Raw genomic sequence first — 13573 nt, forward strand, 5'->3', positions numbered from 1 at the left:
CCGGCCCGCCGGCGCACCCGCCCGGCTAGGCTCGGCCCATGAGCCTCGACCTCGACGCGATCTACCGCGATCTGCACCGCAACCCCGAGCTGTCGTTCCAGGAGCAGCGCACCGCCGGCATCGTCGCCGAGGCGCTGCGCGGGCTCGGCTACGCCGTGACCGAGGGCATCGGCGTCACCGGTGTCACCGGCGTCCTCGCGCGCGGCGAGGGCCCGACCGTGCTGCTCCGCGCCGACATGGACGGGCTGCCCGTGCGCGAGGCCACGGGCCTCGACTACGCGAGCACCGCGACCGGCACCGACCACGAGGGCGCGGAGGTCCCCGTCATGCACGCGTGCGGGCACGACGTGCACGTCACCTGCCTCCTCGGCGCGGCCGAGGCGCTCGCGGCGGATGCCTCGTGGGCGGGCACGCTCGTCGTGCTCTTCCAGCCCGCCGAGGAGTGGGGCGGCGGTGCCGAGGCGATGCTCGCCGACGGGCTCTACGAGCGGGTGCCGCGCCCCGACGTCGTGCTCGGCCAGCACGTCGCGCCGCTGCCGGCGGGGCTCGTCGCCCTCCAGCCCGGGCCCGCGATGGCCGGCGCCGACTCGCTCACGATCACGATGCACGGCACCGGCGGCCACGGCTCGCGGCCCGAGACGACGGTCGACCCGGTCTACCTCGCGGCCTCGACGGCGGTGCGGCTGCAGGGCATCGTCTCGCGCGAGATCGCCGCGGGGGATGCCGCGGTCGTGACGGTCGGGCAGCTGCACGCCGGGACGAAGAACAACATCATCCCGCCCGACGCGAAGCTCGGCCTCAGCGTCCGCACCTTCGACGAGCACGTGCGGGAACGGGTGCTCGCCGCGATCGAGCGCATCGCCCGCGCGGAGGCGGCCGCCTCCGCGGCGCCCCGCGAGCCGGAGTTCGCCTACGAGGAGCGCTTCCCGGTGACGGTGAACGATCCGGCCGCGAGCGTCCGCACCGCCGAGGCGCTCCGCACGGCGTTCGGCGCGGAGCGCGTGCTCGAGCCGGGCGCCGTGTCCGGCAGCGAGGACGTCGGCGTGCTCGCGACGGCGGCCGGCGCCCCGCTCGTGTACTGGTTCCTGGGCGGCGCCGACCCGGCGCTGTTCGGCGCGGGCCTCGCCGACGGCCGGCTGCCCGAACACCTGCCGTCGAACCACTCGCCCGAGTTCGCGCCGCTGCCGCAGCCGACCCTCACCGTCGGGGTGGCGGCGCTCGTCACCGCGGCGAAGGAGTGGCTCGGCTAGCGCGCGGCGACCACCGCGGCGCCCGCACCGAACGCCGCCTCGTGCACCGCGCCGCGCAGCGCGTTCGCGCGTTCGGCGAAGCCGCGCTGCCGGCGCACGTACTCGGCCTTGCCGTCCGCGGTCTCGATGCGCACGGGCTCGCCGCTCCACGCGCTCATCTCGTACGGGGAGGCCTGCATGTCGAGGGTGCGGATGTCGCGGGCGAGCTCGAAGGCGTCGAGCAGCAGCTCGCCGGGCACGAGCGGGCCGAGCTTCATCGCCCACTTGTACACGTCCATGCCGGCGTGCAGGCAGCCCGGCTGTTCGAGCTCCGGCTGCGTCTCGCGGCTCGGCGCGAAGCGGTTGCGCGGCACCGCGTCCGGCGTGAAGAAGCGGAAGGCGTCGATGTGGGTGCAGCGCAGTTCGTGCGCCTCGACGACGGCGTCCGTCGCGGCCTGCCCGAGCCGCAGCGGCACCGGGTGGCGGTGCTCGGCCTGGCGGTAGACCATCGCCCACTCGTGCAGGCCGAAGCAGCCGAAGCTCCCCGGCCGGGCGGCGGTGAGCCGGAGCATCCGCTCGACCGCGGCGAGCAGCGGCGCCTTCTCGGCGCGCATCGCGGCGTCGTCGACCCGGAGCGATCCGGGCGCCTCGCCCGGCGCGTACCAGCGCCAGCCGGCGCGCTCCGCGTCCGTGGCCTCCGCGAGCTCGACGCCGGGGCCCGGGTGCCAGCGCCGGAGGGCCGCGGGGGAGTACGAGTAGTAGGTGTAGAGGAAGTCCTCGACGGGATGCTTCTCTCCGCGCGCGCTGCGCTCCCGGTGCCCGGCCGTGAGCGCGTCGGCGCGCTCGGCGTGCGCGCGCTCGCGGGCGCGCCAGTCGGCGGGGTCGAGCAGCCGGGTCATTCCTCCAGGGTACGCGCGTCGGCCGTCGGGCCCGCCGGGGCCGAGTCGGCGCCTCCGTCGGCCGGGCCCGCGCCGGCGTCCGCCGAGCCCGCGACGGCTCGGGCGTAGCGCGCGGTGAGCCGGTCGAGGAGCGGCACGAGCGCCGCGGGCGACTCGACCGTGAAGTCCATCTGCAGCATGCCGATGTAGACGGCCACGGTGTCGAGGCTGTCGGCCCCCGTCACGAGGACGCAGTGCGCCTCGTCGACGGGCTCGACGACGCCGACCGCGGGGTTGATCCGGGCGAGCACCGCCTCGGCCGGGGCGTCGATGCGGAGCCGGGCGTGCACCGTCCAGCCGCTCGCGGCGATCGTGCGCATGGCGAACGCCGTGTAGTCGGGGCGCTCCGGGTCGCCGCCCGGCAGCGGCTGCGGCGCGAATCGGCGGCGGGTCGGCATCCGCAGCTCCAGGAGGTCGACCCGGAACGTCGCCCACTCCTCACGCTCGGGGTCGCGGGCGACGAGGTGCCAGCGCCGCTGCCAGCTGAGCAGCCGGTACGGCTCGACGAGGCGGAGCTCGCCCGCGTGCTCGAAGCGCAACCACTCGACGTCGCGGATGGCCGCGGCGATGGCCCGCAGCGCGGCCGGATCGACCTCGGGGTCGGGGGCGTCGGTGCCGGTGTTCTCGGGGGCGCGCTCGATGGTGCCGTGCAGGGCGTCGACCACGGGGCGCAAGCGGGGCGGCAGCACCTGCTCGAGCTTCGCGAGCGCCCGCCCGCCGGACTCCTCGACCCCCGCGATGCCGGTCGCCGCGCGGAGCCCGACGGCGACGGCGACGGCCTCCTCGTCGTCGAGGAGGAGCGGCGGGAGCCGGCCGCCGGCGCCGAGCCGGTAGCCGCCGGCCGAGCCGCGGCTCGCGTCGACGGGGTAGTCGAGGGCGCGGAGGCGCTCCACGTCGTTGCGGATGGTGCGGGGCGAGACGCCCAGGCGCTCCGCGAGCTCGCGCCCCGACCAGTCGGGCCGGGACTGGAGGAGGGCGAGCAGCGCGAGCAGGCGTGCGGCGGTGTCGGCCATGGCGGATGCCTCCTCCGGACGGATCGTGGACCGATGCGATTCTCGCGGTTCATTAGGAAGTGAACGTGCCTAATGCCACCGTAGCGTCGGAGACATGACGAACTCCACCGCTCCGCTCGACCTCCGTCCTTTCACCGTCGCCGTCCCCGACGCCGAGCTCGCCGATCTGCACGAGCGCCTCGCCCGCACCCGGCTGCCGCAGCCCGCCCCGGTCGACGACTGGGACGCCGGCACCCCGAACTCGTACCTCCGCGAGGCCGTCGAGGCCTGGCTCGCCTTCGACTGGCGAGCCGCCGAGGCCAGGATCAACGCCGTGCCGAACTTCACGACCGAGATCGAGGGGCAGACGATCCACTTCCTGCACGTGCGCTCGCCGCACCCCGAGGCGACGCCCCTGCTCCTCGCGCACAGCTACCCGGGCTCGGCCGTCGACTTCCTCGGCATGATCGACGCGCTCGTCGACCCGCTCGCGCACGGCGGCCGCGCCGAGGACGCGTTCCACCTCGTCATCCCCGACGCCCCGGGCTTCGGCTTCTCCCAGCCGCTCGCCGCCGCGGGCTGGACGAACGCCCGCGTCGCCCGCGCCTACGACGCCCTCATGCGCGGACTCGGCTACGAACGCTACGGCGTGCACGGCTCCGACCACGGGGCGATGGTCGCCCGGGAGCTCGGCCTGTTGAACCCCGAGGGATTCCTCGGACTGCACGTGCTGCAGCTCTTCTCGTTCCCCTCGGGCGACCCGGCCGAGTTCGAGCGGCTCGAGCCGGCCGACTACGCGGCGCTCGAGCACATGCAGTGGTTCCAGTCGGTCGGCGGCTACAACACCATGAACGCCTCCCGGCCGCAGACGATCGCCGTCGGGCTCAGCGACTCGCCCGTGGGCCTCCTCGCCTACAGCGAGCTGTTCAACTCCTTCGGCAACGGCACCTCGCTCGTGCCGCTCGAGGCGATCCTCCTCGAGGTGAGCGTGAACTGGTTCCAGAACGCGGCCTCCGGCATGAGCCGGAGCTACCTCGAGAATGCCCGCGCCGAGGCCGAGCCGCGGCCGAACGCCGCACCGACCGGCGTCGCGGTGTTCGCCGACGACTTCCAGACCGTCCGGGTGTTCGCCGAGCGCGACAACACGAACATCGTGCACTGGAGCCGCTTCGAGGAGGGCGGGCACTTCGCCGCCCTCGAACGCCCCGAGGTGCTCGCGGGCGACCTCCGCACCTTCTTCGCCGCCCGACGCGAGGGCTGAGCCGCACCCGTCCCGTCCGCCTCGTCCGTCCCGTCCGCCCCGTCCGCGATCGGGCGAGGCGGGCGAGGCGCGTGTCGGCGGCGGATGCCACACTGGGCGCATGCTGCTCGCGGAGCTCGTCGAGACGGCCGAGGCGGTGGGCGCCACCCGCTCCCGGCTCGCAAAGCGCGCCGCGCTCGCCGCGCTGCTGCGCCGGCTGCCCGAGTCCGAGGTGGTGCCCGCCGTCGGCATCCTGCTCGGCCGGCTGCGGCAGGGGCGCATCGGCGTCGGCTGGCGCGGCTGGCAGGCGGCGAGCGCGCCGCCCGCCGCGGAGCCCACGCTCACCGTCGCCGAGCTCGACGAGGCGTTCGACCGGCTCGCCGCACTCGGCGGCCCCGGCTCGGCGGCCGAGCGCACCGCGCTCCTGCGGGAGCTCACCGGCCGCGCCACCGAGGCCGAGCAGCGCTTCCTCGGCGGAGTGCTCCTCGGCGAGGTGCGCACCGGCGCCCTCGAGGGCGTGCTGCTCGACGCCGTCGCCGAGGCGGCCGAGCGGCCGCCCGCCGAGGTGCGCCGGGCGGCGATGCTCTCCGGCGAGCTCGGCGAGACCGCCAGGCTCGCACTGCACGGGCCGCCCGGCGCGCTCGCCGAGGTGGGGCTCGTCGTCGGCCGCCCGGTGCTGCCGATGCTCGCGGCGACCGCGCCGACCGCAGCCGAAGCGGTCGCGGGCACCGGGGAGGCCTCGGTCGAGTTCAAGCTCGACGGCGCGCGCATCCAGGTGCACCGCTCCGGCGACGAGGTGCGCGTGTTCACCCGCAGCCTCGCCGACATCACCGAACGGCTGCCCGAGGTCGTCGAGACGGCGCTCGCGCTGCCGGTGCGCGACGTCATCCTCGACGGCGAGACCCTCGCGCTCGACGAGAACGACGCCCCGCGCCCCTTCCAGGAGACCATGTCCCGCTTCGGCGCCGAGACCGCGCGCGAGACGGTGCTGCGGCCCTGGTTCTTCGACGTGCTGCACGTCGACGGGCGCGACCTCATCGACGAGCCGCTCGCCGTGCGCCGCGCCGAGCTCCGTCGCATCGCGGGCGGACTCACCATCCCGGGCGAGGTCACCGCCGACCCGGAGGCCGCCGAGCGGGTGTCGCGCGAGGCCCTCGCCGCCGGGCACGAGGGCGTGGTCGTGAAGGCGATCGACTCGCCCTATGCGGCCGGCCGGCGCGGCGCGAGCTGGGTCAAGGTGAAGCCCGTCTACACCTACGACCTCGTCGTGCTCGGCGCCGAATGGGGCTACGGGCGGCGCACCGGGCTGCTCTCGAACCTCCACCTCGGCGCGCTCGACCCAGAAGGCGAGTTCGGCGAGCCCGGTGGGCTCGTCATGGTCGGCAAGACCTTCAAGGGCCTCACCGACGCGCTGCTCGCCTGGCAGACCGAGCGCTTCCCCGAGCTCGAGTCGCACCGCACCGCGCAGGCCGTGTTCCTCCGCCCCGAGCTCGTCGTCGAGATCGCGATCGACGGGGTGCAGCGCTCGAGCCGCTACCCGGGTGGCGTCGCGCTCCGCTTCGCGCGGGTGAAGCGCTACCGCGACGACAAGCGGGTCGCCGAGGCCGACACGATCCAGACCCTGCGGGCGCTACTGCCGGGGGCCTGAGTCGCGGCGCTCAGCCGTCGAGCTCGCCGATGTCGATGCCCGTGACCGGCTCGCCGTCCCGTTCGTAGACGAGCGACACGGCGCCCTTCGGCAGGGTCCGCGCGGGCTCGCTCAGCCGGAACGCCGCGGGCACGACCCCGTCGAAGAGCCGGCGGCCGCGGCCGAGCACGATCGGGTAGACGTACAGGTGCAGCCGGTCGAGGAGCCCCTCCGCGATGAGCGCGCGGGTGAGTTCGCCGCTGCCGATGACGTGGATCTCCTCGAAGCGGTCCTTCACGGCCCCGAGCTCGGCGGCGAGGTCGCGGACGACGGTCGTGCCCGCCCACCCGGGCTCGCCGAGGGTGCGGGACGCGACGAACTTCGGCACCGCGTTGAACTTCGCGCCGATCTCGTCGTCGTGCTGCGGCCAGTAGGCGGCGAAGATGTCGTAGGTGCGGCGACCGAGGAGGAGCGCGTCGAGGCGGCTGATGTCCGCGCCGACGACGTCGCCGCCCTCGTCGCTCCAGTAGGCGCCCTGCCAGCCGCCGAAGGGGAAGCCGCCCGAGGGGTCCTCGTCCGGGCCACCGGGCGCCTGGTAGACGCCGTCGAGGGTGAGGAACAGGTCTGCCGAGATGATGCCCATTCCGCCATGCTCCTGGCCTTCGAGCTCCGCGGCCAGCCGCGGCGGGACGGATGGCTCGTGGCATCGCGCGGGGCGTTCAGCTAAGGTAAGCATTACCTAACTCACTCCGTCTGGCAGGAGCACCCCGTGGCATCCAGCAACATCGCGGTCACCCACTCCGAGCTCGGCGTCGTCCAGGCCGAGGTCACCGCGGCCCGTCGCCTCTCGCCGCATTTCGTGCGCCTGACCGTGGCCGGCGAGGCGCTCGCGGGGTGGCGCCATCTCGGCTTCGACCAGTGGTTCCGCCTCGCGGTGCCGACGAACGACGACACGCGCTTCGACAATCTCGCCGACACCTTCAACATGAGCGGCTACCTCAAGTACCTGACGCTGCCGAAGTCGACGCGTCCGGTCATCCGCAACTACACGGTGCGCGAGTTCCGGCCGGACGCGCGGGAGCTCGACATCGACTTCGTCGTGCACGGCGAGGACGGCGTCGCCGGCCCCTGGGCGGGCTCGCTGCCGCTCGGCGCGACCGTCGCGCTCATCGACCAGGGCTGCGGCTACCGCCACGTCGAGAGCGCGGAGGTCGTGCTCGTCGGCGACGAGAGCGCGCTGCCCGCCGTGCTCGGCATCCTGCGGGACCTCCCGCGCGAGGCCCGCGGGCACGCGGTCGTCGAGGTGCCCGATCTCGCCGACGCCCAGCCCGACGAGGGGCCCGACGGCGTCGAGCTGCGCTGGGTCGCGCGCCGGCCGGACGCCGCCGTCGGTGCTGCGGCGCTCGAGGCCCTCCGCGAGCTGCCGCCGTTCGTCGGCGCCGTCTCGGCGTTCGCGGCCGGCGAGTCGAAGCTCGCGACGGGCGCCCGCCGCCACCTCGTGAACGACCGGGGCGTCCCGAAGGCGAACGTCGACTTCTGCGGCTACTGGCGCGCCCGCTGAGTCGGTGCGGCTCCCGCTCGGCGCGCAGGGGTGGAGGCGGCGACGCGCCCGGCGTAGCCTGGGCCGCGGCCGGCCGGCCGGTCGGCCGGCGCCCGCGGGGCGTCGAAGCAGCCGCGCCCGCAGGGCGCGGCGGTGAAGGGGAGACCATGGCCAACCTCGTCGTGCACTTCGAGATCCACGCGAGCGAGCCGCAGCGGCTCGTCGACTTCTACTCCGAACTGCTGGGCTGGCGGTTCACGCAGTTCGGCGACTACCCGTACTGGACGATCGATACGGGCGAGGGCGCGATCGGCAACACCGACGGCGCCGCCGGCCACGGCATCAACGGCGGGCTCGCCCAGCGCCAGGGGCCGCCGCCCGAGGTCGGCGCACCGGTGAACGGCTGCAACGTCGTCGTCGCGGTCGACGACGTCGACGAGACCTACCGGCGTGCGATCGGGCTCGGCGGCAGCGACGCGTTGCCGCCGGAGGACATGGCGGGCGTCGGCCGCACCGCCACGATCCTCGATCCCGACCGCAACCTGATCGGCTTCATCTCGCCGGTCCTCTCCGACGGCACGCGCGTGATGTGAGCGGACCGACGCCTCGGGCATAGCCCTCGCACAGCCGGGGCACAGCCCCGCCAGAGCCGCGGCGGCGACGCTGGGCCCATGAGTCACGAGCCGAGCGTCCCGCCCGCACCGCGCCGTCCGCCCGCCGAGCCGGATCCCGGACACCGCGAGCGGCCCGATCCCCGGTGGATCGACGAGCACGGCGTGCCGATCGACGAGGACCATCGCGGCCTCGTCTACGACATCCGCACCCTCGTCGACCGCCGCCGGGCGCTCGGGATCTTCGGCGGCATCGGGCTCACGACGCTCCTCGCGGCCTGCGCGGGAGGCGGGGCGACGGATGCCTCCTCGAGCGCGGCGCCGAGCGACACGGGCGGGGCCGGGGCGGCGAGCACGCCCGCGGCGGGCGACGGCCTCGCCGAGGTCCCCGACGAGACCGGCGGCCCGTATCCCGCCGACGGCTCGAACGGCGTCAACGTCCTCGACGATTCCGGGATCGTGCGCAGCGACCTGCGGCGGAGCTTCGGCGCGTCGACGACGACGGCCGAGGGCGTCCCGCTCGAGATCGCCCTGACCGTCCGGGACGCCGCGAGCGGCGCCGCCCTCGTCGGCGCCGGCGTCTACCTCTGGCACTGCGACCGGGCCGGCGGCTACTCGCTCTACTCCCCGGGGCTCGAGGCCGAGAACTACCTCCGCGGCGTGCAGGCGACCGACGAGACCGGCACGGTGCGCTTCACCTCGATCTATCCGGCCTGCTACTCGGGGCGCTGGCCGCACATCCATTTCGAGGTGTACGCGGACGTCGCGAACGCCGTCGCCGCGGGCCCGATCGTGAAGACCTCGCAGATCGCCCTGCCCCCGGAGTCGAACGACGCCGTCTACGCCACCGCCGGCTACGAGCAGAGCGTGCGGAACGCCGCCGCCGTGAGCCTCGCGAGCGACAACGTGTTCGGCGACGACGGCGGCATCCACCAGATCGCCTCGATGTCCGGCTCGGTCGCGCAGGGCTACACGGCGGCGCTCACGATCGGCGTCTGAGCGCGTGCCCGGCAGCGGGCGCGACGGGGGCCCCGCCGGGCGGGACGACGACGGGCTTGACGCGCGGGGCGCGGCGTGGTCGCATGGCCGGATGCCGCAGCCGGAACGCCCGCCCCTCGTCGACGACGATGCGCTCGACGAGCTCGAGCGCGAGTGGTTCGGCCGGGTCCACGGCCGGGTGCTCGAGATCGGGGCCGGCGAGGGCGAGAACTTCGGTGCGCTCGCGCTCGACGTCGTCTGGACGGGCCTCGAGCCCGACGGGCCGCGCCGCGCCGAGCTCGCCATCCGGGCCAGGGAATGGGGGCACGAGGCGGCCCCGCTCGCCGCGTCGGCCGAGCGGATCCCGGTGCCCGACGGGGCCTTCGACGCGGTGATCGCGAGCTACGTGCTGTGCACCGTGCCCGACCCCGGGGCCGCCCTCGCCGAGGTCCGCCGGGTGCTGGTGCCGGGCGGACGACTCGTCGTCGTCGAGCACGTCGGGGCGCCGCGGGGCACCGTGAAGCGCACGGTGCAGCGGCTCGCGACGCCCTGCTCGGTGCGCTGGTGCCACGGCTGCCACCTCGATCGGGACACCGAGCAGACGATCGCCGACGCGGGCTTCCGCGCCGAGGAGGTGCGCCGGGTGCGCGCGCCGTCGCTGCCGCTCGGCGCGATGCCGATCCTGCTCTTCGACGGCGTCGCACCCGCCTGACCCGCGCGACGTCGGGGACCCGGAGCCGGTCAGCTGGCCGCGTCGAGCGCCTGCAGGAGGTCGGCGGCGAGGTCGTCGATGTGCTCGATGCCGACCGAGAGTCGCACGAGGCCCGCGGGGATCGTGTCGGCCTCGGCGGCCCAGCGGCGACGGCGCTCCAGGGTCGACTCCACTCCGCCGAGGCTCGTCGCGTGCACCCACAGACGGGTGGCGGCGACGACCCGGTCGGCGCCCGCGGCGCCGCCCGCGACGACGAGCGAGATCACCGCGCCGAAGCCGGGGTAGCGCAGCTCCTCGAGCGCGGGATGGGCCGCGAGCCGCTCGGTGAGGTCGCGGGCGTTGCGTTCGGCGCGATCGAGGCGGACGTGCAGGGTGCGCAGGCCGCGGAGCGCGAGGAACGCCTCGAAGGCGGAGGGGATGGCGCCGCCGAGCGAGCGCCGGTCGACGAGGCGCCGCGACAGCTCCGCATCGGCGGTCACGACGGCGCCCATGATCACGTCGCTGTGCCCGGACAGGTACTTCGTCGCCGAGTGCACCACGAGGTCGGCGCCGTCGGCGATGGGCCGCTGGCGCAGCGGCGTCGCGAAGGTGTTGTCGATCGCCACGAGCGCGCCGCGGGCGTGCGCCGCGGCGACGAGCGCCGGCACGTCGCCGAGCTCGAGCGCGGGGTTCGTGGGCGACTCGAACCAGAGCAGTGCCGCGCCCTCGCACGCGGCGGACACGGCGGCGGTGTCGGTGACGTCGACGTAGGCGACGCGGATGCGCCCCGACTCGACGCGGGCGTCGAGCTGGAGGACGGTGCCGGTGTAGGAGTGCCGGGGCGCGACGACGAGTCCGCCGGGCGGCACGAGTTCGAGCACGGCGTCGACGGCCGCGATGCCGGACGCGAAGCTCGTGGCGAGGCCGCCCTCGAGCGCGCCGAGCGCCTCCTCGAACGCGCTCCAGCTCGGGTTGCCGTAGCGGCCGTACTCGAGCGCGCCGCCGGCGACGTAGGTCGAGGCGAGGTGCAGCGGCGTGTTCAGCGGCTCGTCGGGCTCGTGCGGCGGGCGGCCGACGACGACCGCCACGGTCTCCGGCTGGAAGTCGGCCTCGGCTCGTCGGGGCTGGGTCATGCGTTCCTCTCGTCGCTCGCGCCCGATCGGCGCTCCGTCAGGATACGCAGCCGGGCCGGCGTGTGACGCCGTGTTCCGCGGTTCAGCTCCCGCCGCCCTCCGCCGCGCCGCCGAGGTGCGCCACGAGCGCCGACAGCGCCGGCCGCTGGCCGACGACCAGGCGTTCGGCGGCGATCCCGAGCGGCATCCACTCGGCGCGGTCCACCTCGGGGAAGGCGACCCGCCGGCCCGAGTGCGGCGGCCACTCGAGCTCGAAGGTGCCGCTCACGACGCGCTCGATCGCGAACTCGGGCGCCGCGAGGGCGAAGACGTACACCGTCTTGCCCGAGGCGTAGCGCACCGCGCCGAGCTCGGCGGGTTCGCCGTCGGGCGGCGGGACGCCGATCTCCTCGGTGAACTCGCGCCGGGCGGCCGCGAGCGGATCCTCGCCCGCCTCGAGCTCGCCCTTCGGGATCGACCAGGCCGCGGCATCCTTCTTCGCCCAGTACGGACCGCCCATGTGGCCGAGGAAGACCTCGAGCCCCTCGCCGCGGTCGCGGTGCAGCAGCAGGCCCGCGCTCGTCACCGGCATCCGATCCTCCGTCCAGGCTCGCGCGCTACCGTGGAGCGCGGAAGGGAGCCGATATGACCCGCATCCTGATCATCGGCGGCCACGGCAAGGTCGCCCTCCTCACCGAGCGCCTCCTCGCCGAGCGCGGCGACGAGGTCGACGCCGTCATCCGCAACCCGGAGCACGCCGAAGCGGTGCGCGCCGCGGGCGCGAACGCCGTGCTCGCCGACATCGAGCAGCTCGACGTCGACGGGCTCGCCGAGCTCATCGCCGGCCACGACGCGGTGGTCTGGTCGGCCGGGGCCGGCGGCGGCAACCCCGAGCGCACGTACGCGGTGGACCGCGACGCGGCGATCCGCTCGATGCGCGCCGCCGAGCAGGTCGACGTCCGCCGCTACGTGATGGTGTCGTACTTCGGCTCGCCCGACCGGGTCGAGCCCGACACGAGCTCGTTCCGGCACTACGCCGCCGCGAAGGCGGCCGCCGACCGGGAGCTCGCGGCGAGCGAGCTCGCGTGGACGATCCTCGGACCGAGCACGCTCGAGCAGGGCCCCGGCACTGGGCTGATCGACACGAACGCGAGCGAGAGCGGCGCCGTCGACCGTGCCGACGTCGCGGCCGTCATCGCCGAGACGCTCGCGCAGCCGGCGACGATCGGGCGCACGATCCGATTTAACCGCGGCTCGACGCCGATCACCGAGGCGCTCGGCTGATCGATCGCGGTCGGTCGCGCACCCGACCGCACGGTCGGCCGCCGCGAGCGGGGGCGTCAGTCCTTCGCCTTCAGGAGCGACCAGAGCGCGCTGAGCAGCAGCACCCCTCCCACGAGGGCGATGAGCCCGAGCACCGACCAGAGCACCGTTTCGACCGTCATGGTTCCTCCCCGGAGTCGTTGCCGCCATTCTGCTCCTGACGACCGCACCTGACCAGGGGCGGCGCGCCGCCGGGCTCGCGCGAATCGGATCCCGGCGCCGCGGCTCAGCGCTCCCGGTGCGCCCAGGCGAGGAGCCGCTCGAGCGGCCAGGTGTTCACGATCCGCTCGGCGGGCACTCCGGCCCGCTCGGCGCGCGCGGCGCCGAGGCCGAGGAAGGCGAAGTGCCCGGGCGCGTGCGCGTCGCTGTCGATCGAGAACAGGCAGCCGGCGTCGAGGGCGAGCGCGATGAGCTCATCGGGCGGGTCCTCGCGCTCGGGGCGCGAGTTGATCTCGACGGCGACGCCGTGCTCCGCGCACGCGGCGAACACGGCGGCCGCGTCGAACTCCGACTGGGGGCGGGTGCCGCGCGAGCCGCGGACGAGCCGCCCGGTGCAGTGGCCGAGCACGTGGAGCCGCGGGTTCGCGATCGCGCGGAGCATCCTGGGCGTCAGCTCCTCGCTCGGCATCCGCAGCTTCGAGTGCACGCTGCCGACGACGATGCCGAGCCGGGCGAGGAGCTCGTCGCGCTGGTCGAGCGCGCCGTCGGCCAGGATGTCGACCTCGATGCCCGGGACGAGGCGGATGCCGAGGCCGCCGCCGTCCTCGTCGTGCCCGGTGTCGAGCGCCTCGACGAGTTCGAGCTGCGTCTCCAGCCGTTCGGCGCTGAGGCCGTTCGCCACCCGGAGGCTCGGGGAGTGGTCGGTGACGACGAGGTACTCGAGCCCGGCGTCCCGGGCGGCGGCGGCCATGACCGGCAAGCTCGTGGTGCCGTCGGACCAGTCGGTGTGGCTGTGCAGGTCGCCGCGGAGCTCCCGCCGCAGCGGGCTCTCGGCCTCGCCGCCGCCGAGCTTCGTGCGGAGCTCGGCGAGGTAGCCGGGCACTCCGCCCGCCGCGGCCTCGACGATGACGGTGTAGCTCGTGTCGCCGATGCCCTTCGTGCGGCGGAGGGAGCCGTCGGCGATGCGCCGGTCGAGCTCCTCCGCGTCGAGCCCGGAGATCGCGGCGGAGGCGCGCCGGAACGCCTTCGCCTTGAACGGGTTCGCCAGCTCGCGCTCGAGCAGCAGGGCGATCTCGTCGAGCGCGGCGGCGGCATCCATGCCCCCATCCTCGCGCCGCCGAGCGCGCGGCGGA

General features: G+C 75.1%; 14 protein-coding genes. 8 read left to right on the plus strand and 6 right to left on the minus strand.

Annotated elements, in window-relative coordinates; translation table 11 throughout:
* The first annotated feature begins 38 nt into the window (after positions 1-38).
* Positions 39-1250, plus strand: coding sequence for an amidohydrolase (locus ROT00_RS12805; protein ID WP_404775413.1), 1212 nt, complete (start codon positions 39-41; stop codon positions 1248-1250).
* Here ROT00_RS12805 and ROT00_RS12810 read toward each other — a convergent pair.
* Positions 1247-2128: a 3-methyladenine DNA glycosylase gene (locus ROT00_RS12810; RefSeq protein WP_404775414.1), complete on the minus strand. Its 882-nt coding sequence runs from the start codon at positions 2126-2128 to the stop codon at positions 1247-1249. The genes ROT00_RS12805 and ROT00_RS12810 overlap by 4 nt on opposite strands.
* Positions 2125-3180: a helix-turn-helix transcriptional regulator gene (locus ROT00_RS12815; RefSeq protein WP_404775415.1), complete on the minus strand. Its 1056-nt coding sequence runs from the start codon at positions 3178-3180 to the stop codon at positions 2125-2127. The genes ROT00_RS12810 and ROT00_RS12815 overlap by 4 nt, the downstream gene beginning before the upstream one ends.
* A gap of 94 nt (positions 3181-3274) precedes the next feature.
* Here ROT00_RS12815 and ROT00_RS12820 point away from each other — a divergent pair, with 94 nt between their 5' ends.
* Both ROT00_RS12820 and ROT00_RS12825 read left to right on the plus strand, forming a co-directional pair.
* Entirely contained in the window at positions 3275-4420 is a 1146-nt protein-coding gene (locus ROT00_RS12820) for an epoxide hydrolase family protein (RefSeq protein WP_404775416.1), read from the plus strand.
* A gap of 100 nt (positions 4421-4520) precedes the next feature.
* Positions 4521-6047 carry an ATP-dependent DNA ligase gene (locus ROT00_RS12825; protein WP_404775417.1) on the plus strand — a complete coding sequence of 509 codons (1527 nt, stop codon included), beginning with the start codon at positions 4521-4523 and terminating at the stop codon, positions 6045-6047.
* Between the two features lie 10 nt (positions 6048-6057).
* On the opposite strand, the gene ROT00_RS12830 is transcribed toward ROT00_RS12825, so the two are convergent.
* Entirely contained in the window at positions 6058-6669 is a 612-nt protein-coding gene (locus ROT00_RS12830) for a dihydrofolate reductase family protein (RefSeq protein ID WP_404775418.1), read from the minus strand.
* Between the two features lie 126 nt (positions 6670-6795).
* Here ROT00_RS12830 and ROT00_RS12835 point away from each other — a divergent pair, with 126 nt between their 5' ends.
* The 4 genes from ROT00_RS12835 to ROT00_RS12850 all read left to right on the plus strand — a co-directional run bounded on the left by ROT00_RS12835 (position 6796) and on the right by ROT00_RS12850 (position 9867).
* Complete coding sequence (locus ROT00_RS12835; RefSeq protein WP_404775419.1) at positions 6796-7587, plus strand: siderophore-interacting protein; 792 nt, start codon at positions 6796-6798, stop codon at positions 7585-7587.
* A 146-nt stretch (positions 7588-7733) separates the two neighbouring features.
* Positions 7734-8159: a VOC family protein gene (locus tag ROT00_RS12840; protein ID WP_404775420.1), complete on the plus strand. Its 426-nt coding sequence runs from the start codon at positions 7734-7736 to the stop codon at positions 8157-8159.
* Positions 8160-8237: 78 nt separating this feature from the next.
* Positions 8238-9176 (plus strand): dioxygenase family protein, encoded by a 939-nt coding sequence (locus ROT00_RS12845; protein WP_404775421.1) that lies wholly within the window; start codon positions 8238-8240, stop codon positions 9174-9176.
* A gap of 91 nt (positions 9177-9267) precedes the next feature.
* Positions 9268-9867 carry a class I SAM-dependent methyltransferase gene (locus ROT00_RS12850; RefSeq protein WP_404775422.1) on the plus strand — a complete coding sequence of 200 codons (600 nt, stop codon included), beginning with the start codon at positions 9268-9270 and terminating at the stop codon, positions 9865-9867.
* A 29-nt stretch (positions 9868-9896) separates the two neighbouring features.
* Here the strand turns inward: ROT00_RS12850 and ROT00_RS12855 are convergent, their stop codons facing one another.
* The gene (locus ROT00_RS12855; protein WP_404775423.1) at positions 9897-10979 is read right to left on the minus strand and encodes a trans-sulfuration enzyme family protein; all 1083 of its coding nucleotides are present in this window, start codon (positions 10977-10979) and stop codon (positions 9897-9899) included.
* Between the two features lie 82 nt (positions 10980-11061).
* On the minus strand, positions 11062-11550 hold the full coding sequence (locus ROT00_RS12860; RefSeq protein ID WP_404775424.1) for an NUDIX hydrolase: 489 nt from the start codon (positions 11548-11550) through the stop codon (positions 11062-11064).
* A gap of 53 nt (positions 11551-11603) precedes the next feature.
* On the opposite strand from ROT00_RS12860, the gene ROT00_RS12865 reads away from it, so the two are divergent.
* A complete protein-coding gene (locus ROT00_RS12865; protein ID WP_404775425.1) occupies positions 11604-12242 on the plus strand; it encodes an SDR family oxidoreductase in 639 nt (212 codons plus the stop codon).
* A 265-nt stretch (positions 12243-12507) separates the two neighbouring features.
* Here the strand turns inward: ROT00_RS12865 and ROT00_RS12870 are convergent, their stop codons facing one another.
* Positions 12508-13539 carry a PHP domain-containing protein gene (locus ROT00_RS12870; protein ID WP_404775426.1) on the minus strand — a complete coding sequence of 344 codons (1032 nt, stop codon included), beginning with the start codon at positions 13537-13539 and terminating at the stop codon, positions 12508-12510.
* Positions 13540-13573: the final 34 nt, after the last annotated feature.

The organism is Agromyces mediolanus, from assembly GCF_044917495.1.
GTDB classification, from domain to species: Bacteria; Actinomycetota; Actinomycetes; order Actinomycetales; family Microbacteriaceae; genus Agromyces; species Agromyces mediolanus_B.